We start from the raw sequence: 20,481 nt of genomic DNA, 5'->3' as shown, positions 1-20,481 counted from the left end.
CGTTTATTCGGCGCGTTTAACCGGCGCGCATGATTTGGCGTGACGGCGTCCCGGCAAGTAAACGATGTGCTAACCTAAACCGAGGCAGGAAACCGCTGCGGGCTCAAGGAAACGATTATGGTAAGAATCGTCATTGCCGATGACCACACCATCATGCGCGAAGGGCTCAAGCGCATCCTCGACGGCGCCGCCGAAGTCGAGATCGTCGGCGAAGCCACCAACGGCTTCGAGGTGCTGGCGCTGGTGCGCCAGGGCGGCTTCGACCTGCTGCTGCTCGATTTGTCGATGCCGGGCCGCAGCGGCGTCGACCTGATCCGCCAGGTGCGCAGCGAAGCGCCCAAGCTGGCGATCCTGATCCTGACCATGCACGAAGAAGAACAGTACGCGGTGCGCGCGATCCGCGCCGGCGCCCAGGGTTATCTCACCAAGGAGAGCGCCGGCACGCAGCTGGTCGGCGCGATCCGCAAGGTGGCGTCCGGACGGCCCTACATCAGCACCGAAGTGGCCGAGCAGCTGGCGCTGAACATCATGGCGCCGACCGAGCAACTGCTGCACAAGCAATTGTCCGACCGTGAGTTCGAAGTCTTTTCGCTGCTGGTAAGCGGCAAATCGATCACCGAGATCGGCAACAGCCTGCACCTGTCGGTCAAGACCGTCAGCACCCACAAGACCCGCATCATGCAGAAAATGGGAATGAGCTCGCTGTCCGAGATGGTGCAGTATGCGGTGGCGCACCGCCTGCTGTCGCCGATGAAAGCCTGAACCTCGATCTTTTTTGACCGCCGCGCCACAGTTTGGTGCGGTGCGTCCATGCAACAACCGTCCCGCTTCGGCCACCCCGCTTTCCCCTTCCTGACCTGCTCCGCCATTCGGGGCGCCAATGCACTGGGTCGGAAAACTCCTACAACTTCACCATCTGTCCTACCTACACATTCAGGCAACGCTGATATTCGTGCCGGACTCGTGTTGGCATACTGAATTCAGCGTTTCGACTTGCTTGCGATCCAAGTCACGGCGTCAGTCGCTAATGATTGATGCGGCGCAGTCCACTCCTTGGACTGCCAGGGTCGCCTGAAACCCTGAATTCCTTACTGGAGATGAGCATGCAGTCCCAGCCAACGTCAGACCAACGCAACGTCACCCAGCCGACCCTGCATTCCCCCATGGAGGCCGGGCGCCAGCGCCAGGGCCGACTCTGGTCCAACCTGAAAGAAGTCTGCGACCTGCTCCGCATTCCGGCCAGCGTATCGGTCAGTTCCGAAGAATTGCTGTTCCAACACGTGCAGTTCAAGACCGGCCAGCGCGTGCACACCATCGGCCAGGCCTTCGACACGCTCTACATCGTCAACTCCGGCTTCCTCAAGACCGTGCTCATCGACGAGTTCGGCAACGAGCAGGTGCTGAGTTTCCCGATGAAGGGCGACATGCTCGGCGTCGACGGCATCCACACCCGCCACTATGCCTCCGAGGCCGTGGCCCTGTCCGACTGCGACCTGATCCTGCTGCCGTTCAAAAAGCTGACCGCCCTGGGCCGCGTGCACAGCGAGCTCGAGAACATGATGTACGGCGTGATGAGCCGCGAGCTGGTGCGCGAGCAGACCATGATCGGCATGCTCGGCGCTCTGTCGGCCGAGGCCCGCGTGGCGCGCTTCCTGGTGTCGCTGGCCGACCGTTTCGCCGCGATGGGCTACTCGAGCAAGCTGTTCAACCTGCGCATGACCAGGCACGAGATTGGCAGCTATCTGGGCCTGACGCTCGAAACCGTCAGCCGCACGCTGTCGGCGTTCAACGAGATCGGGCTGATCACGGTCGACCAGCGCACCATCGGCATCAAGGATGCCGAAGCGCTCAAGACCCTGCGCCGCCTGCCGCCGTCGCGCTCGCGCACCAAGGGGGCCAAGGCGAAGGCCGAAGCCGACCAGTCGGGGGATGACCAGGTGCTGGCAACGGCCTGAGGCAACGCCAGTTTTTTCTGACTGACAAAAAACCGTCATTTCCGCGGAGTGCAGAAATGACGGTTTTTGCATTGTCAAAATAAGACCTGTTGCCGATAGCGCTATAGACTCAATCGCGCTCCAGCGACAACACCCCATCATTCACCCGCACCCGGTCGCCCTTGCGGTAGCCCGGATTGTTGTCATACTCGATCGCCTGCGTCGCATCGCTGGTATTGAAGCGCACCGTCACCCGATAGCGCTCGCGCGAGCGTACCTCGGTGGCCAGCGGACGCGCATCCGCGGTCGACGGCTGGATCACTTCCACCTTCTCGACGATTGCGCAGCTGGTGCAATAGCGGGCCACACGCGGCCGTTCGGTCTCGCGCGGCGGCGGCGGTGGCGCCGCGCCGGGTGCGCCAGCGCCCGGCGTCAGCCGCCGCTCGCTTGATGGCTGCAGCGGCACATCCGAGCGCACGATCGGCTTGGTCAGCATGCTGGCCACCGTCTGGCCGCCCAGGCGCGTGTCGGCGCGCACCTTGCTGTCCGGGCGCAGCCGATCACGGTCGCCGATCGTGTAGGTGCCGGCATACTTGCCCGGCTCGACCTCGTTCAGGTGCAGGCCGCGCGTGGCGCCGTCGATACTCAGCGTAACGCTGGCGCCGGAGGTGGCAAACACATCGAAATGCAGCTGGTTGCCGGGCGCCAGGCTGGAAATCTGCTGGACGTCGAAGCCGGTGACCATCAGCCCGTCGGTGCGTCCGCCCGAGGGCGGCACCTGGGCATGGGCCACAGTGCTGGTCAGCACTGCCGTGGCTGGGGCCGTGGCGATCGCCATGGCCAAAAGAATCCGATGAAGGCGCATAGATTTTCCTTCCGTGAAGTGAGCGGAAATACATGTATGAGCGGTCATGGTGACTGCCCTCGGTTCCACAAGAAGTTACGCCCATGAAAGGACTGGGTCGGTACGTTATCGAACGCTGTGCACGGCGTCGCCCGAGGTCACGTAGATGTTGTCGCCCGGCTCCGGCTTGACCGCATGGCCGCCGGTAAAGGCGCCGAACGACGGCAGGATCATGCGCGCCGAGCCCACCACGAAACACGGCAGGCGCAGCGCATCGAAGCGGGTCGCCAGCACGTACACCGGATGCACGTGCCCGGCCAGCGCATAGCCGGGCGTGTCGACGTCGGGATGGTGGCAGAACGCGAACGGCCCGATCGCATGCGGCTCGTCCACCAGTTCGATGCCGAGCGCCGCCGCCGGGTCGCCCGCGTGCAGGTCGTGGTTGCCGCGCACCAGCATGAGTTCGAGGTCGGGATGGCGCTGGCGCCAGGCCAGCATCGCCAGCTGGGTCGAGCTGGCGTGCGCCGCGCGCGCATGCAAGAAGTCGCCCAGGAATACCACGCGCCGTGCACCATGCTTCGCTACCAGCGCGTCCAGTCCGGCCAGGTTCTCGGAGGTGGTCCCGCGCGGCACCGGCACGCCCAGCGCGCGGAACGCCGCCGCCTTGCCGAAGTGGATGTCGGCGATGATCAGCATCTTCTCAAGCGGCCAGTACACCGCCTTCTCCGGCAGCAGCAGGAGGTTTTCGCCGGCCACGCGCACCGCCACCGCGCTCATGCCGCCGCCGCTTTCTCGAGTTCGCGCACCATGCGCGCCACCCGGTCGCTGAGTTTCTCGGTGCTGACCTTTTCGCGGAAGCGCTCGACCATCAGCGCGAAGCCAAATGGCGTGGCGCGCTTGACTTCGCAGTAGGCGATGCGGCGCCCGTGCAGTTCGTCCAGCGTATCGCGCAGGCGCGTCAGTTCCAGTTCCTGCTCCATCACCTCGCGCTCGGCCTGGGTCAGCAGCAGGTTGCCCGCGTCGTGCTTGCGGAAGACCTCGAAGAACAGCGACGACGACGCCTGCAATTGCCGGTTGGATTTTGGCTGCCCCGGATAACCCGAGAACACCAGCCCGGCGATGCGCGCCACTTCGCGGAAGCGCTGCTGCGACAGCTGGGTCGCGTTGAGGCTGTCGATCACGTCTTCCAGCAGCCGCTCGGTGTCGAACAGGCCCACGCCCGCCCCGGTCGGCGCATCGAACGCACGCGCCCAGTCCACCGGCTCGGGCGCCATCAGCTCGAAGCCGTAGTCGTTGATGGCGATCGAGAACGTGATCGGCTGCACCCGTCCGACGCGAAACGCGAGCAGGGAAGCCAGCCCCATGTGCACCGAGCGCCCCGCGAACGGATACACGAACAGATGGTAGCCCTCGCGGCTCTTCATCGACTCCAGCACCAGGGTTTCCGACGTTGGCAGCGCCGACCACTTTTCCTGGATCTCGATCAGCGGCTGGATCGCCCGCATCTCGGGGCCGTCGAACACGCCCTGCGCGGCCAGGCGCAGCTCTTCCAGCGCGGCGTGCGCCAGCTCGTTCGACATCGGCATCTTGGCGCCCTGCCAGCGCGCGATCGCGCCTTTCGTGCCGGTGGCGCGCTTCACGAACGCGGTCAGCTCGTGCACGCGCACGAATTCCAGGATGCGCCCGCCGAACAGAAAGCGGTCGCCCGGCTTCAGGCGCGAGATGAACGATTCCTCGACGCTGCCGATGCGGCCCCCGCTCATGTATTTCACTTGAATGGTCGCATCCGACATGATGGTGCCGATGCTCATCCGATGGCGCCGGCCGATGGCCGTATCCGGCACCCGGTACACGCCCTCTTCGTCCGGCAGCACGCGCCGGTATTCGGGATACACGGTCAGGCTCTGGCCGCCGCGCGCGACGAAGTCGAGCGCCCACTGCCATTCTTCGTGCGTCAGGTGGCGGTACGACCAGGCCTGGCGCACTTCCTCATACAGCTCTTCGGAACGGAAGCCCCCGCCCAGCGCGATCGTCACCATGTGCTGCACCAGCACGTCGAACGGTTTGTTCGGCACGTAGCGCCCCTCGATGCGGCGCGCCGCCACCGCCTTGCGCGCGCCGGCCGCTTCCAGCAGTTCCAGGCTGTTGGTCGGCACCAGCGTCACGCGCGACACGCGCCCCGGCGCATGGCCGCTGCGCCCGGCGCGCTGCAGCAGCCGCGCCACGCCCTTGGCGCTGCCTACCTGCAGCACCCGCTCGACCGGCAAGAAGTCCACGCCCAGGTCCAGGCTGGCGGTGCAGATCACCGCTTTCAGGACGCCGTTCTTCAGCCCCAGCTCGACCCATTCGCGCACCTCGCGGTCCAGGGACCCATGATGCAGCGCGATCAGGCCGGCCCAGTCGGGACGCTCTTCCAGAATGTTCTGGTACCAGATCTCGGACTGCGAGCGGGTGTTGGTGAACACCAGCGTCGCCTCGTGCCCCTCGATCTCGCGGATCACGGGACCGAGCATCTGCAGGCCGAGGTGGCCGCCCCACGGAAAGCGCGACACGTTCTCGGGGATCAGGCAATCGACCACGATCTGCTTGCGGGTGTCGCCTTCGACCAGCGTTCCCGCATTGTCGCCGTCGGCGCCGCCGAGCAGCACCTGGCGCGCCAGGTCCAGGTTGCCCATCGTCGCCGACACGCCCCACACCAGCAGTTCCGGACGCCAGCGCCGCAGCCGCGCCAGCGCCAGCTGTACCTGCACCCCGCGCTTGCTGCCCATCAGTTCATGCCACTCGTCGATGATGATCATGTCGAGGTTGCGGAACTGCTCATGCGAGGCAGCGTTGCTGAGCATGAGCGTCAGGCTCTCGGGCGTGGTCACCAGCGTGGCCGGCATGCTGCGCGTCTGCCTGGCGCGTTCGCTGGCCTTGGTGTCGCCGGTGCGCGCGCCGATGCGCCACTCGGGCATCAGTTCGGCGGCGGAGTCTTCCAGGGCGCGCTGGGTGTCCGCAGCCAGTGCGCGCATTGGCGTGATCCACAGCACGCGCAGCCCGGCCCTGGCACGGCCGGTTTCGAGGCCGGCACGCTGCAGCGCCGCGAACCAAACCGCGAAGGTCTTGCCAGCGCCGGTGTTGGCATGCAGCAGCCCGGACTTCCCGGCCAGCGCGGCATCCCACACCGCGCGCTGGAACGGGAACACGGTCCAGTTGCGCTCGGCGAACCAGGCGTCGATGCGGCGGCTGACCGGGTTGTCCATCACGACATCGCTACGACTCATGCGCTGGCCGCTCCCAGCAAACCCTTGAGCGTATCGAGTGTGTCGGCCTCTTCCACCGGCTTGTCGGTGCGGCGGCGCAGGATGCGCGGGAAGCGCACCGCGATGCCGGCCTTGTGACGTGGCGACAGCGCGATGCCCTCGAAGCCGATCTCGAACACCATGGTCGGCTTGACCGAACGCACCGGTCCGAATTTCTCGATCGTGGTGCGCCGGATCGCGTTGTCGACCTGGGCGATCTCGGCGTCGGTCAGGCCTGAATACGCTTTCGCGAACGGCACCAGCCTGCGTTCCTCGCCCTCGCCGTCCCACACCGCGAAGGTGTAGTCGGTGTACAGCGACGCGCGCCGGCCGCTGCCCGGCTGGGCGTACAGCAGCACGGCGTCGATCGCGTACGGGTCGATCTTCCACTTCCACCAGGTGCCGACGTCCTTGGTGCGGCCGACGCCATACTGGGCGACGCGCGACTTGAGCATCATCCCTTCCACGCTGCGCTCGCGCGAGCCGGCGCGCAGCTTGGCCAGTTCTTCCCAGCTGTCGGCCACCACCAGCGGCGACAGGCGCAGCTGCGGCGCATCGAGCTTGGCGATTTCGGCCTCCAACAATGCGCGCCGCTCGTGCTGTGGCAGGTTGCGCAGGTCGACGCCGTCGAGTTCCAGCAGGTCGTAGCAGCACAGCACCGCCGGCAGCTCGGCCAGCAGCTTGGCGCTCAGGGTCTTGCGGCCGATGCGCTTCTGCAGGTCGGCGAATGGCGACGGCATTGGAGAATCCGGCTGCCAGATCAGGACTTCGCCGTCCAGCACCATGCCATCCGGCAGGCGCACCGCGGCCAGCTCGGGAAAGCGCTCGGTGATCAGGTCTTCGCCGCGCGACCACAGATAGCTCTGGCCTTCGCGCCGTACCAGCTGGGCGCGGATGCCGTCGTACTTCCATTCGACGATCCAGTCGTCGGGCTCGCCCAGCTGCGCCGGATCGCCATTGAGTTGGTGCGACAGGAAGAACGGATACGGCTGGCCGCCGCGCAGCTTGTGTTCCTCGTCCGACTGCTCGGCGATCAGTTGCAGGAAGCCGGCGGCGGTCGGCTTCACGCGGCCGTCGGTCCAGCCCATCAGGCGCTGCGCGATCAGTTTGCTGTCCACCGCCGCGATCGCGGCCAGCGCGCGCGTCACCAGGAGCTTCGACACGCCGACGCGGAAACCGCCGCCGATCAGTTTGATGAGCAGGAAGCGCTCGCGCCAGTCGAGTTCATTCCAGTACGAGAACAGCGCCTCGCGAACACGCAGTGGTTCCGCGCCGCGCAATGGTGCGATGCGCTCTTCCATCCACACCGCCAGGCCGATGTCCGAGCGTTCGGTCGGCGGCGGCAGGATGTGGGCGATGGTCTCGGCGAAGTCGCCGACCGCGTGATACGACTCGTCGAAGAGCCACTCGTCCAGCGCCGCGTATTCGATCGCGTACTGGCGCAGCAGCTTGGTCGGCACCGCCTGGCGCGGCTTGCCGCCGGCCAGGAAGTACACCGCCCAGGCCGCGTTCTCGGGCGTGGCGCTGGAAAAGTAGGCTTGCAGCGCCTCCAGCTTGCGCGTGGTGGAGGTGGTTTCGTCGAGGTCGGCGTACAGGCGGGCGAATTCACGCATCGGCGTTTCTCCCCTGTTCTCCCGCCGCGCCAGTCTTCGCCCCCTCGACATTGTCCTCTTCCCTGGCAGCCTCCTTCGAGGCGGCTGCCCCGGCGGGCGGCGCCGACTCGTCCTCTTCCTCGTCGCCGTACTCGGTGTCGAAGCCCGAGGCATCCAGCCCGTTCTGGCACAGCCAGCGCACCAGCGTCGGAATCGAACCGTGGGTCACGATCACACGCTCCGCTTCGGTTGCCTTGATCGCACTCATCAGACCCGGCCAGTCGGCGTGGTCCGAGAGCACGAAGCCGCGGTCGACACCGCGCCGCCGGCGTGCGCCGCGCAACAGCATCCAGCCGCTGGCGAAGGCATCGCTGTAGTCGCCGAAACGCTTCATCCATGGCGAACCGCTGGCCGACGGCGGCGCCACCACCAGCGCGCGCCGCAACGCCGCCTTGTCGATGTCGCTCACCAGCACCGTCGGTGGAATCTCCACGCCCTCGGCGCGGTAGGCGCGGTTCAATGGCTCGACCGAGCCGTGGCAGACGATCGGCCCGATGCTTGCGTCCAGGCCTGCCAGGATGCGCTGCGCCTTGCCGAAGGAATACGCAAACACGACGGAACAGCGGCCCTCGTCCGCATTCTTGCGCCACCAGGCGTTGATCTCGTCCATCAGTTGCTGCTCGGGCTGCCAGCGGTAGATCGGCAGGCCGAAGGTCGATTCGGTGATGAAGGTATCGCAGCGCACCGGCTCGAACGGGTCGCAGGTTTTATCGGGCTCGACCTTGTAGTCGCCCGACGCCACCCACACTTCGCCGCCGCATTCCATGCGCACCTGCGCCGAGCCAAGAACGTGCCCGGCCGGATGCAGAGAGATCGAGACGCCGTTGTGGGTCACCCGTTCGCCGTACTGCAGGCTGTCGACCGAGATATCGCCCAGGCGCGACTTGAGCACGCCGATGCCGGGCGCCGCCGCCAGGTAGTGGCCACTGCCAGTGCGCGCATGGTCGCCGTGCGCGTGCGTGATCACGGCGCGCGGCACCGGACGCCATGGATCGATGTAGAAATCTCCCGGTACGCAGTACAAGCCTTCCTTGCGAACGACGACCATGTCCCCCATCGGCTTATTTCCTCGCGCGGCTGGGTTTCAGGAATTCGGCCATGAAGCTGCGCGTTTCGCCGTCCGGGAATTCGAGCGTGACCTGGTCGCCGGCCACTGCCACCACCACGCCGACGCCATACTTGGCAGACTTGGCGCGCGCGCCGACTTCATAGTGCGGCCCGGTCGGTTCCGGTTCCGGCTCGCGGTCGAACTCGTCGTCGCGGATCTCGATGTCTTCCAGCAGCGCCGCCGGCGGATTGCGGCAGTTGTCGCACTTGCAGCACTTCTCGAAGCCGTCCACGGTGTCGCCGAAGTAGTCGAGCATCAGCTTCCAGCGGCAGAAGCCGCTGACGGCGTAGCTGACCATCTGCTCCAGCGCCTCCTTGTCGTGCTCCTGCTTCTGCACGTAGACGTCGGCCAGTTCGGCGAATACACCCGGCTTCGGTTCGCTGTTGGCCGGGACGTATTCGAGCTTGCGGTTCTGGCGCAGCAGCTTGGCGTCCTTGAGCAGCTTGAGGCAGACCTTGATGTTGGCGTCGGCCAGGTCTTGCAGCGCCTCGTCGAGGCGCTCGATCGTCACCGCGCCGTCATCGGCCAGGCCGCGCACGGCGGCGTGCACCAGCTGCAGTTCGTCGGCGCTGGGATAATGCTTCATCAGGAAAAATTGCTGAAGGCGCTTGTCGTCCTGCAGGAACAGCAGCGTGCACTTGGCATCCAGGCCGTCGCGCCCGGCCCGGCCCGATTCCTGGTAGTAAGACTCCAGGTTGGCCGGGATCTGCAAATGGATGACGAAGCGGGTATCGCTCTTGTCGATGCCCATGCCGAAAGCATTGGTGGCGACCATCACGCGTCGTTCGCCTTCCATGAACAGGTCCTGGTTCACCTTGCGCTCGGCCGCAGGCAGTTTGCCATGGTAGATCGTGACCGACTCGCCGGCTGCTTCCAGCACTTCCAGCATTTCCTCGGCGGCCTTGACGGTGGCGGCATACACGATACCGACGCCCGGCGTTTCCTGCACCAGGCGCAGCGCCTGCTGGTACTTTTCCTGGGGATTGGTCACCTGCACCACCCCATAGTGCAGGTTGGGCCGGTACACGCCGGTGTTGATCACGTTCAGCTTGCGTCCCAGCTGCTTGCCGATGTCGGCGATGCATTCGTCGGTGGCGGTGGCGGTCAGGGCCAGCACCGGCGGCTTGCCGATCGCCTGCAGCGCGCTGCTCAGGCCGATGTAGGCGGGACGGAAATCATGGCCCCACTGCGAGATGCAGTGGGCCTCGTCGATGACCACGATGTCGAGCTTGACCTTCTGCAGCACCGCGATGAACTCGGGAGAGACCAGCCGCTCCGGGGTGCAGAACACGATCTCGCAGGCTTCGGTCTCGATGGCCTCGATTGCGGCGTGTTCTTCCTCGGCGTTCAGGCTGCTGTTGACCTGGACCGATCGGATGCCGAGCTCTTCGAGCTTCTCGAGCTGGTCCTTCATCAGCGAGATCAACGGAGAGACGACGATGGTGATCCCTTCCAGCATCTTGGCCGGGATCTGGTAGCACAGCGACTTGCCGCCGCCGGTGGGCATGATGGCCAGGGTGTCCTTGCCATCCAGGACGCTGTCGATCACCCGCTGCTGGCCATCGCGCAGACTGGCGATACCAAAGATGGTGTTGAGAAGACGGCGAATGGTGTTGCGGCGCACGGCGAGCAGGCCGCGGTGCATGAGGGTGGGGTCGTGTCGGGTCATGATGGCCCAACTTTATATTTCACCCCTGTGACTCGACTATAGGACGCAGCCTACTTCAGGCGTAGGAGCGCCTCTTTCGGCCGGTCGAACGCGTGACAAATATGCGACAAGGATTGTGTTCGAAGTTTATTCCTACAGTGCGACGGATTTTTTGCCGATGCCGTAGGCGACGACGGCTGACTATCATGTCACCATCATCAACAGCATTGCATCACTCGGGAGAACCATCATGTCGCGCCGCCATCCAATGACGTGGACCGCAGTCCACCTGGCCTTAGCCAGCGCAGCCACCTGGTTCCTGCTCGAGTCGGGCGCGCTGTCGAGCGCGGTGATGTTTTCGTTCCATTGAAGCTGACGATGAGCGTAGCGGTGCAACCCCGCGCTGGCGGGCTGCATTGGCAACTCGTCAATAATTTACCGCATAGTCCTTCGGGAAGGCCACACCGTTGAACGCCTTCTTCTGCGTCCAGTCCTGAGCCGGCGCAGTCCAGAACGCATCATCCGCCGGCAGGCCCAGCGCCAGCAGCCCGGCCGAAGCAATGTACATGCTGCCGTTGTTCGAGTACGAGTCGCCCAGCGTCGGCTGATGTCCGCGCAAGCCGATCGTCAGATAACCATCCTTCGTAAAATTGCCCGGCGCATCCCAGAGCGCCCGGTGCGCCGCGTGCAGCGCGGCGCGCACCTGCCCTTCCGGCAATGACTTCGGCAATTGCTTGCGCCAAGCCAGCAACGCCAGCGGCCGGAATACGGCGGTACGATGCCAGCGTCCGCATGAAATGACGACGTTGCATGGTATCTCCTCGAATGATTATTTGCGCTCGGCCAGGCGCGCCATCTCCGCTGCCGCCAGCAACACCGCACCCACCCCGAAGTGGGCGGTCGAATCGCGATCGACCACCTGGCCGGGAATGCATGATCCATGCAGTTTTTTCATGCGCCAGACGAAAAAAAACGCCACTTCCCACAGGGAAATGGCGTTTGTCTTGTCGCGTGGCGGACCGTCACGGTCCGCCGGATGTTGTTTTAAGCAGCCTTCTGCTCTTCCTCTTCCACCGGCTGGCGGATCAGGTAGTCGAACGCGGCCAGCGAAGCCTTGGCGCCCTCGCCCACGGCGATGACGATCTGCTTGAACGGCACCGTGGTCACGTCGCCGGCGGCGAACACGCCCGGCATCGAGGTGTGGCCGCGGGCGTCGATCTCGATCTCGCCATGCGCCGACAGTTCGATCGTGCCTTTCAGCCACTCGGCGTTCGGCACCAGGCCGATCTGCACGAACACGCCTTCCAGGTCCAGCTTGTGGATCTCGCCGGTATTGCGATCCTTGTAGCTCAGGCCGTTGACGATCTTGCCGTCGCCGTGGATCTCGGTGGTCTGGGCCGACTTGATCACCTTCACGTTCGGCAGCGAGTGCAATTTACGCTGCAGCACTGCATCGGCGCGCAGCTCATTGCCGTACTCGATCAGCGTCACTTCCTTGACGATGCCGGCCAGGTCGATCGCCGCTTCCACGCCCGAGTTGCCGCCGCCGATCACCGACACGCGCTTGCCCTTGAACAGCGGGCCGTCGCAGTGCGGGCAGTACGCCACGCCGTGGTTCTTGTACTCTTTTTCGCCCGGCACGTTGATTTCGCGCCAGCGGGCGCCGGTCGAGACGATCACCGACTTGGCCTTCAGCACTGCGCCGCTTTCGGTGTGCACTTCGATCAGCTTGCCGCCCACCAGTTTATTCGCACGCTGGGTGTTCATGATGTCGACGTCGTAGTGCTTGACGTGCTCTTCCAGGGCGACGGCGAATTTCGGGCCGTCGGTTTCCTTCAGCGACACGAAGTTCTCGATCGCCAGCGTATCGAGCACCTGGCCGCCGAAGCGGTCGGCCAGCACGCCGGTACGGATGCCTTTGCGCGCCGCGTAGATCGCGGCGGCCGCGCCGGCAGGACCGCCACCGACGATCAGCACGTCGAACGGCTCTTTCTTGCTCAGCTCAGCAGCTTTCTTTTCGCCGCCCTTGACGTCGATCTTCGACAGGATCTCTTCGACGTTCGTGCGGCCCTGGCCGAAGTGCTGGCCATTCAGAAACATCATCGGCACAGCCAGGATCTGCTTGTCTTCGACTTCTTTCTTGAACACGCCGCCGTCGATGGTCACGACCTTGATGCGCGGGTTGATCACCGACATCGTGTTCAGTGCCTGCACCACTTCCGGGCAGTTGTGGCACGACAGCGAGATGTAGGTCTCGAACACGTAGTCGCCGTCCAGGCTGGCGATCTGGTCGATGACCGATTGCTCCAGCTTGATGGTGTGGCCGCCGACGTGCAGCAGGGCCAGCACCAGCGAGGTGAATTCGTGGCCCAGCGGGATGCCGGCGAAACGCACGCCGATATCGGTGCCGACGCGGTTGATGGCGAACGACGGGGTGCGCTCATTCGCTTCCTGGCGCACGGTGATTTTGTTGGACAGCTCGGCGATTTCGCGCAGCAGTTCTTCCATTTCGCGCGATTTCGGCGAATCGTCGAGCGACGCAACCAGCTCGATCGGCTGCACCACTTTTTCCAGATAGGCTTGCAACTGTTTCTTCAGGGTTGCGTCAAGCATGATGTTTTCCTTGTATTGATTACGGATGTGATGTCGAGAGTGCTTAACAAAAGCTTCGGCCGAAGACTCAGTAAAAGTCTTTGATAGGCACTCTAATGAAGCGGGCCGCCGCAGCGGCCCGCTCAGGGGTGCTACTGAACTACCTTACTGCTTAGATCTTGCCGACCAGGTCCAGCGACGGGGTCAGGGTTTCGGCGCCTTCGGTCCACTTGGCCGGGCAGACTTCGCCTGGGTGCGAAGCGACGTACTGGGCAGCCTTGACTTTACGCATCAGTTCCGACGCGTCGCGGCCGATGCCGTTGTCGTGCACTTCCATGACCTTGATCTGGCCTTCCGGATTGATGACAAAGGTACCGCGCAGTGCCATGCCTTCTTCTTCGATCATGACTTCGAAGTTACGCGACAGGGTGCCGGTCGGGTCGCCGATCAGCGGGTAGTTGACTTTCTTGATCGCGTCCGAGGTGTCGTGCCATGCCTTGTGGGCGAAGTGGCTGTCGGTCGACACGCCGTAGACGTTGACGCCCAGCTTTTCGAATTCTGGCTGGAACGCTGCCAGATCTTCCAGTTCGGTCGGGCAGACGAAGGTGAAGTCGGCCGGGTAGAACATCACCACCGACCAGGTGCCCTTGAAGTTCTCTTCGGTCAGGTCGATGAACTTGCCGTTGTGGTAAGCGGTTGCTTTGAACGGCTTGATCTGGGTGTTGATGAGGGACATGGAATCTCCTGTTTGGGGTTGATGAAACGTGATGACAAGCAGTTTATCGTTCTGCCCGCCGTTTGTGAAATTGATTGATCCGATATTCTTGATTGATTTTACCTATCAGTCAAGTGCGGCTCGGCCTGTTCGTAAAGAACGGGCCGTCATCGAAACTCGCACAGTGTGTCGCAAATGGCAAGCGGGTGCAACCCGCGTTTCGTTTGGATGGGGGGTGCGTAGGGTTGGCGGCTTCGCCGCCGACGCGTTCAACTCCGGCATGATTGACCACGACGCGGACACGGTTTGAACGCGTCGGCGGCGTAGCCGCGGGGCCGCCGAGGCCAACCCTACGATAGCTACTGCGGGGGCTTCAAGCGTCCGCTTCGGCGCACACCGGATGCTCGGTGCACGGCAGCACCAGGCTGAAGGTCGAGCCCTCGCCCGGGGTGCTGGTCACGCGCAGTTCGCCGCCGTGCGAGATCGCCAGCTGGCGCGAGATGTACAGGCCCAGCCCCAGCCCCTTCGGCTCGCCGTTGCGCGCGCCGCGTTCGTAGGGCTCGAAGATGCGCTCGAGGTCGGCCGGGGCGATGCCCTTGCCGTGGTCGCGCACGTCGATGCGCACCAGGTCGCCGTCGCGCTCGACGCTCACCTGCACCGGTTCGCCGCAGCCGTAGCGCAGCGCATTGGTCAGCAGGTTGACGATCACCTGCTCGACCCGGAACTCGTCCCAGCAGCCGGTGACGGGCGCATGCGGCAGCAGGGTCAGGGAGTTGCCGGTGGTGGCCGCCTGCAGCGACAGGTCGCTCACCACCCGCTCCAGCAGGTGCATCAGTTCGACCTGGGCCGGACGGATCGACAGCTTGCCGCTGCGCATGCGCGAGACGTCGAGCATGTCGTCGATCAGGCGGATCATCGACTTGATCTGGCGCTCGTCGCGCTGGATCATGCCTTCCATCTGCTGCGGCCCGAAAGCGGCGGTATTGCCGCGCTTGAGTTGCAGGCTGCGCATCTGGGTTTCCAGGAACAGCGTATTGAGCGGCGTGCGCAGCTCGTGCGCCACCAGCGACATGAATTCGTCGCGCATCTTGAGCGAGCGCTGCAGTTCCTGCTGGGTCTGGTTCAGTTCGCGCAGCAGGGTTTCCTGTTCCTGGCGGCTTTTCTCGAGCGCGATCATCTGGCGCGCCGTTTCGCGCCGCTGCTGGTCGAGCGCCACGAACACGTTGACCTTGCTGCGCACCGCGTCCGAGTCGAGCGGCTTGTACATGAAGTCGACCGCGCCGGTTTCATAGCCCTTGAAGGCGTAGTCGAGCTCGCGTCCGGCGGCCGACACGAACACGATCGGAATGTGCCGGGTGCGCGAGGTCGAGCGCATCATCTCGGCCAGTTCGAAACCGTTCATGCCCGGCATTTGCACGTCGAGGATGGCCAGCGCGAATTCGTGCTGGAGCAGCAGCGCCAGTGCGTCCTCGCCGGAACTGGCCTGGTGGATCACGCGCTGGTCGTGGCGCAGCAGGGCTTCGAGCGCCTGCAGGTTTTCGGGCAGGTCGTCGACAATCAGGATCTTGCTATGTTCTTGTTCGCTCATGGTGTCTCCAACAGGGGCAGCACGGTGCGGATGCCGGACAAGGGCAGCACCAGGTGCGGGGCGCAGCGCCGGATTGCCTCCTGGGGCATGGTATTGGACTGGGCTTCTTGTGGGTCTTGTACGATGGTCAGGCCGCCCTGTTCGCGGATCCGGCACATGCCATCGGCGCCGTCATAATTGGCGCCGGTCAGCAGGATGCCGACCATTTTCTCGCCGTACACGTCGGCGGCCGATTCCATCAGGACATCGATTGCCGGGCGCGCAAAATGCACCGGCGCTTCGCAGCTGAGCGAAAAGCTGCGGTCGTTCTCGATCGACAGATGATAGCCGGGGCCGGCGAAATAGACATTGCCCGCTTCGATCGGCTGCTTGTCGCGCGCCTCGACCACCGGCAGCGCGGTGCGGGCGTCGAACAGCGGCGCCAGGCGGCTTTCGCGGTCGGCCGGCACGTGCAGGATGCAGGCGACTGCCGGACGGAAGTTGCCCGGTAACGTGGGCAGCAGCGCGACCAGGGCATCGACTCCGCCGGCGGAGCCGCCGATCACGACCAGCTCGACCTGGCGGCCTTTCATCAGGGGCGCCAGCTGCTGCTCGGGAGTCGCAAGGTGCTTCATGCAATCACCTTGCGGAACAGGCGTTCGCGCCGCGCCAGCGGCTCGAAGCGCTCGGCGTAGCTGGAAAAGTCGATGCTTTCCTTGCTGCCCAGGCCCAGGAAGCCGCGGTGGCACAGCGACTCGTGGAACAGGCCGAACACACGGTCCTGCAGGCGCCGGTTGAAATAGATCAGCACGTTGCGGCAGCTGACGAAATGGGTTTCGGAGAACACGCTGTCGGTCGCGAGGCTGTGGTCGGCGAAGGTGACGTTTTCCATCAGCTCGCGGTCGAACAGCGCGCCGCCATAGGCCGCCGTGTAATAGTCCGAGAACGCGGCCTTGCCGCCGGCCTTCTGGTAGTTCTCGGTGTACAGGCGCATGCGCTCGAGCGGGAACACGCCGCGCCGCGCCGCTTCCAGCGATTCGGGATTGATGTCGGTGGCGTAGATGATGCTGCGCTCGAGCAGTCCTTCTTCCTTGAGCAGGATCGCCATCGAATACACTTCTTCGCCGGTGCTGCATCCCGCGATCCAGATCTTCAGCGACGGATAGGTTTTCAAGAGCGGCACCACCTGCTCGCGGATCGCCATGAAATATTCCGGATCGCGGAACATCTCGGTGACGGGAATCGTCAGGTATTGCAGCAGCTGGGCGAAGCCGTTCGGCTCGTGCAGCACCTTCGATTGCAGCTCCGAGACGGTGTCACATTCCATTTCGCGCATGGCGACCAGCACCCGGCGTTTCTGGGAAGCCCCGGTGTAGTCGCGGAAATCGTAGTTGTATTTCAAATACACGGCTTCGACGAGCATCCGCAGCTCGATGTCGAAGTCGCTTGGTGGCTTGCTCAAATGCGCTCCAGGGTCGGCATCCAGACTCGCAGCAGCGAGTACAGGCGGCTCAGGTCGATCGGTTTGGCCAGGTAATCGTTGGCGCCGGCGGTCAGGCATTGTTCCTGGTCGTCCTTCATCGCCTTGGCCGTGATGGCGATGATCGGCAGGCGGTCGAAGCGGCCGTCGGCGCGGATGCGGCGCGTCGCTTCCAGGCCGTCCATGCCCGGCATCATGATGTCCATCAGCACCAGGTCGATGCCCGGCACTTCATCCAGTTTGGCAATAGCTTCAAAACCATTCCTGCCGACTTCGACCTTGGCGCCGCGCTGCTCCAGCGCGCTGGTCAGTGCAAACACGTTGCGCACGTCGTCGTCCACCAGCAGGATGGTACGCCCTTCGAACACGCGGTCGCGTCCGCGCACGGCTTTCAGCATGTTCTGGCGCTCGCTCGACAGCTCGGACTCGACCTTGTGCAGGAACAGCGTCACTTCGTCCAGCAGGCGCTCGGGCGAACGGGCGCCCTTGATGATGATCGACTTCGAGTAGCGCAGCAATTGGGCTTCCTCGTCGCGCGTCAGGTTGCGCCCGGTGTACACGATCACCGGCGGGAACGAGCACAGCTCTTCCTGCGACATCCGTTCGAGCAGCTCGCCGCCTTGCATGTCGGGCAGCTTGAGGTCGATGACCATGCAGTCGAAGATTTCGTTTTTCAGCAGCTTGAGCGCTTCGCTGGCGGTGCCGACGGCGGCGATCTCGACGTCGTCGTCCTTGATCAGCTGGGTCACGCTGTCGCGCTGGCGTTCGTCGTCCTCGACCAGCAGCACGCGCTTGATCTTCTGGGTCGATTTTTCCTGCAGCTTGCGGAACACCTCTTCCAGTTCCTCGCGCGAGCTCGGTTTGAGCGCATAGCCGATCGCGCCCAGGTGCAGCGCTTCGCCGCTGCTCTCGATGCTCGACAGCACGTGCACCGGGATGTGGCGGGTGGATGGATTGTCTTTCAGCTGTTGCAGCACGGTCAGGCCGGAACGGTCCGGCAGGCGCACGTCCAGAAGAATGGCGTCGGGGCGCTGGCTGGCGGCCAGGGCGATGCCTTCGTCGGCGCTCATCGCCACCAGGCAGCGGTAGTCGAGCTCGTGCGCCAGGTCGTACAGGATGCGCGCGAACGGGGCTTCGTCTTCCACCACCAGCACGGTGCGGCGGCCGCCCGCGGGCTTGTCGCGGTCGTCCGGGAAAGTGGCCAGCGGCTCGGCCTCGGCGTGCGCCGCCGTCGCGGCCGCCGATGGCGGGGCGCTGATCTGGATGGTCGAGGTCGGCGCCGTGGCGGGCGCCGAGAAGACCGGCGCCGACACATTCGCCACGCTGGCGCTGCCGGCCACGATCGGAGCGGACGCCGCCGGCGTGGCCGGGATGCCGCGCGGCAGGGTCAGGGTGAACACGCTGCCCTCGCCCGGCGCGCTCGAGACGGCCATGCTGCCGCCCAGCAGGCGGGTCAGGTCGCGCGAGATCGACAGGCCGAGGCCGGTGCCGCCGAAGCGGCGGCTGGTGGTGCCGTCGGCCTGGTGGAAGGCATCAAAAATCTTTTCCTGCTGGTCCGGGGCGATGCCGATGCCGGTATCCTGCACCCGGAACGCTACTGCGCCGTCCGGCGCGACCAGCACGTCCATGCTGACCGAACCGCTGTCGGTGAATTTCACGGCGTTCGACAGCAGGTTCTTGAGCACCTGCTCGATGCGCTGGCGGTCGGTGTGCAGCGTGGCCGGCACGTCCGGCGCCACCGTGACCTTGAAGTCGAGCTGCTTTTGCAGCGCCAGCGGCTCGAAAGTGCGCACCAGGCCTTCGACCACGCGCCGCACCGGCACGTCTTCCGGCACCAGCTCCAGCTTGCCGGCCTCGACCTTGGAGATGTCGAGGATGTCGTTGATCAGCTGCAGCAGGTCGTTGCCGGCCGAATAAATGGTCTGGGCGAAGCGCACCTGCTCGTCGCTCAGGTTGCCGCTGGTATTGTCGGCCAGCAGTTTCGCCAGGATTAGCGAGCTGTTCAGCGGGGTGCGCAGCTCGTGCGACATATTCGCCAGGAACTCGGACTTGTAGCGGCTGGCGCTCTCGAGATCGATGGCGCGCTGTTGCAGCTGTTCTTGCGCCGATTGCAGCGCCGAGTTCTTCATGTCCAGGTTCAGCGCCTGCTCGGCCAGCTGGTCGTTGGTGGTGCGCAGCTCGGCCTGCTGGTTTTCCAGCGCCGACTGCGATTCTTCCAGCGCGCGCGACTGTTCTTCCAGTTCTTCGTTGGCGGTGCGCAGTTCTTCCTGCTGCACCTGCAGTTCTTCGTTCAGGGTCTGGCTTTCTTCCAGCGCGTCCTGCAGGCGCTGGCGGTAGACCACGGCGGCCATCGCGGCGCCGATCGCCGGGGCGATGAATTCCAGGAATTCGCGGTCCTGCTCGGTCACGTCGCGCAGGAAGCCGATCTCGAACACGCCTTTGACTTTACCGTGGTTGTAGAACGGCGCGATGGCCAGGCTGCGCGGCGGCGCCTCGCCCAGGGCGCTGGCGACCTTGATGTAGTTGGCCGGCAAGTCGTTGAGCACCATCAGGCGGTTTTCCGCTGCGGCCTGGCTGGCCAGGGTGGTGCCCGGCTGGATGATCTCGGCGCGCTCGGTCTCGGTATGGGTGAAACCGTAGGCGCCGATGCGGCGCATGGTGCCGTCGTCGGCGCGCACGTACATGGCGCCGACCACGCCGTCCAGGTATTTCACGACATAGGGCAGCAGCGCGTCGGCCAGCGGCTCCAGGTTGTGGATGCCGGCGCTGCGCACGGTCAGGTCGTTCTGGCCCTTGCGCAGCCAGTCCTGGTGGCGCAGTTTTTCGTTGTGCTCGGCTTCATGCGACAGCACTTCGTTGTAGGTATCCGACAGGCGCACCAACTGGCGCCGGCCGAAGGCGGCCAGGCCGGCGCCGACCGCCGCGCTCAGGATCAGGAACACCGCCACCGACCAGAAGGTGGTGCGGCGCGAGGTATCGCTGCGCTCCTGCAGCAGGCGCGATTCGTTGGCCAGCACCAGGTCGAAGTGACGCCGCATCTCGTCGGTGAGCAGGCGTCCACGCCCGCTGCTGACGGCCTCGATATAGCTGAGGTTATTGGCGCGCCGGCGCCCGATCATGTCGTTGGCGAAGTCTTCCCACTGCTTCTGGATCCGGGAGATGCGCGCCACCCGCTCGGCCTGGGGCGCGTTGTCCTTGACCAGGTCCTCCAGCGTTTCGAGGCTGGCGCCCATGCGCTGGGCCGACAGCAGGTAGGGCGCGAGGAATTCCTCGTCGCCGGCCAGCAGGTAGCCGCGCATGCCCGATTCCATCTCGGCCGACAGCTTGCGGATTTCATGGGCATTGCCGATCACCTTCTGGGAATGCTCGACCCAGGTCAGGTTGTTGATCAGGTACGCGATGATGCCGACGAAGACGATGGCGCTCAGGATGCTCATCCCGAGAGGAAGCGCGACGTTACGGGTCAGAATGCGACGAAACTCGCTGTTATCGATGGTTGGACCGGCCATGCCTGTTGTTTTGATAGAAAAAAAATATCCTAAGTGTAACGCAAACGTAAAACGGTGCGCACACTGGAGGAGCACGGTCGTGCGCAAGCATGGGCTTGCCTGGGCGTCTGAATATTATCAAAATGCTCATGGATGTGGCGCACCACTG

At 64.5% G+C, this 20,481-nt stretch carries 16 protein-coding genes; 2 read left to right on the top strand and 14 right to left on the bottom strand.

Annotation, left to right across the window (positions count from 1 at the left end; genetic code table 11):
• The first annotated feature begins 117 nt into the window (after positions 1 to 117).
• Together QPK27_RS23185 and QPK27_RS23180 are read left to right on the top strand one after the other, a co-directional pair.
• The gene (locus tag QPK27_RS23185) at positions 118 to 762 is read left to right on the top strand and encodes a response regulator transcription factor (RefSeq protein WP_290420534.1); all 645 of its coding nucleotides are present in this window, start codon (positions 118 to 120) and stop codon (positions 760 to 762) included.
• Positions 763 to 1,163: 401 nt separating this feature from the next.
• Positions 1,164 to 1,955, top strand: coding sequence for a Crp/Fnr family transcriptional regulator (locus QPK27_RS23180; protein ID WP_290420544.1), 792 nt, complete (start codon positions 1,164 to 1,166; stop codon positions 1,953 to 1,955).
• 109 nt (positions 1,956 to 2,064) lie between these two features.
• On the opposite strand, the gene QPK27_RS23175 is transcribed toward QPK27_RS23180, so the two are convergent.
• The 14 genes from QPK27_RS23175 to QPK27_RS23110 form a co-directional block, all read right to left on the bottom strand.
• Complete coding sequence (locus tag QPK27_RS23175; protein ID WP_290420533.1) at positions 2,065 to 2,772, bottom strand: hypothetical protein; 708 nt, start codon at positions 2,770 to 2,772, stop codon at positions 2,065 to 2,067.
• A 132-nt stretch (positions 2,773 to 2,904) separates the two neighbouring features.
• Entirely contained in the window at positions 2,905 to 3,555 is a 651-nt protein-coding gene (pdeM, locus tag QPK27_RS23170; RefSeq protein WP_290420532.1) for a ligase-associated DNA damage response endonuclease PdeM, read from the bottom strand.
• Complete coding sequence (locus tag QPK27_RS23165) at positions 3,552 to 6,044, bottom strand: ligase-associated DNA damage response DEXH box helicase (protein ID WP_290420531.1); 2,493 nt, start codon at positions 6,042 to 6,044, stop codon at positions 3,552 to 3,554. Before QPK27_RS23165 ends, pdeM begins: the two co-directional genes overlap by 4 nt.
• The gene (locus QPK27_RS23160; protein WP_290420530.1) at positions 6,041 to 7,675 is read right to left on the bottom strand and encodes an ATP-dependent DNA ligase; all 1,635 of its coding nucleotides are present in this window, start codon (positions 7,673 to 7,675) and stop codon (positions 6,041 to 6,043) included. The genes QPK27_RS23165 and QPK27_RS23160 overlap by 4 nt, the downstream gene beginning before the upstream one ends.
• Entirely contained in the window at positions 7,668 to 8,771 is a 1,104-nt protein-coding gene (locus tag QPK27_RS23155; protein WP_290420529.1) for a ligase-associated DNA damage response exonuclease, read from the bottom strand. Before QPK27_RS23155 ends, QPK27_RS23160 begins: the two co-directional genes overlap by 8 nt.
• Before the next feature lie 4 nt (positions 8,772 to 8,775).
• The gene (locus QPK27_RS23150) at positions 8,776 to 10,491 is read right to left on the bottom strand and encodes an ATP-dependent DNA helicase RecQ (RefSeq protein WP_290420528.1); all 1,716 of its coding nucleotides are present in this window, start codon (positions 10,489 to 10,491) and stop codon (positions 8,776 to 8,778) included.
• Between the two features lie 406 nt (positions 10,492 to 10,897).
• The gene (locus QPK27_RS23145) at positions 10,898 to 11,269 is read right to left on the bottom strand and encodes a DUF2264 domain-containing protein (protein ID WP_290420543.1); all 372 of its coding nucleotides are present in this window, start codon (positions 11,267 to 11,269) and stop codon (positions 10,898 to 10,900) included.
• 30 nt (positions 11,270 to 11,299) lie between these two features.
• Positions 11,300 to 11,425, bottom strand: coding sequence for a hypothetical protein (locus tag QPK27_RS23140; protein ID WP_290420527.1), 126 nt, complete (start codon positions 11,423 to 11,425; stop codon positions 11,300 to 11,302).
• A gap of 89 nt (positions 11,426 to 11,514) precedes the next feature.
• On the bottom strand, positions 11,515 to 13,083 hold the full coding sequence (ahpF, locus tag QPK27_RS23135) for an alkyl hydroperoxide reductase subunit F (RefSeq protein ID WP_290420526.1): 1,569 nt from the start codon (positions 13,081 to 13,083) through the stop codon (positions 11,515 to 11,517).
• 151 nt (positions 13,084 to 13,234) lie between these two features.
• Positions 13,235 to 13,798: an alkyl hydroperoxide reductase subunit C gene (gene ahpC, locus QPK27_RS23130; protein WP_290420525.1), complete on the bottom strand. Its 564-nt coding sequence runs from the start codon at positions 13,796 to 13,798 to the stop codon at positions 13,235 to 13,237.
• 352 nt (positions 13,799 to 14,150) lie between these two features.
• Positions 14,151 to 15,365 carry a hybrid sensor histidine kinase/response regulator gene (locus QPK27_RS23125; RefSeq protein WP_290420524.1) on the bottom strand — a complete coding sequence of 405 codons (1,215 nt, stop codon included), beginning with the start codon at positions 15,363 to 15,365 and terminating at the stop codon, positions 14,151 to 14,153.
• A complete protein-coding gene (locus QPK27_RS23120) occupies positions 15,362 to 15,979 on the bottom strand; it encodes a chemotaxis protein CheB (RefSeq protein WP_290420523.1) in 618 nt (205 codons plus the stop codon). The genes QPK27_RS23125 and QPK27_RS23120 overlap by 4 nt, the downstream gene beginning before the upstream one ends.
• The gene (locus tag QPK27_RS23115; RefSeq protein ID WP_290420542.1) at positions 15,976 to 16,767 is read right to left on the bottom strand and encodes a protein-glutamate O-methyltransferase CheR; all 792 of its coding nucleotides are present in this window, start codon (positions 16,765 to 16,767) and stop codon (positions 15,976 to 15,978) included. The genes QPK27_RS23120 and QPK27_RS23115 overlap by 4 nt, the downstream gene beginning before the upstream one ends.
• A gap of 35 nt (positions 16,768 to 16,802) precedes the next feature.
• Positions 16,803 to 20,333 (bottom strand): response regulator, encoded by a 3,531-nt coding sequence (locus QPK27_RS23110; protein WP_290420522.1) that lies wholly within the window; start codon positions 20,331 to 20,333, stop codon positions 16,803 to 16,805.
• Positions 20,334 to 20,481: the final 148 nt, after the last annotated feature.

This window comes from Massilia sp. YIM B02443 (assembly GCF_030411955.1).
In the GTDB taxonomy this organism is placed as follows: Bacteria; Pseudomonadota; Gammaproteobacteria; order Burkholderiales; family Burkholderiaceae_D; genus Telluria.
Note: the sequence above shows the minus strand (reverse complement) of the source record. Positions and strands in the feature narration are given on the sequence as shown.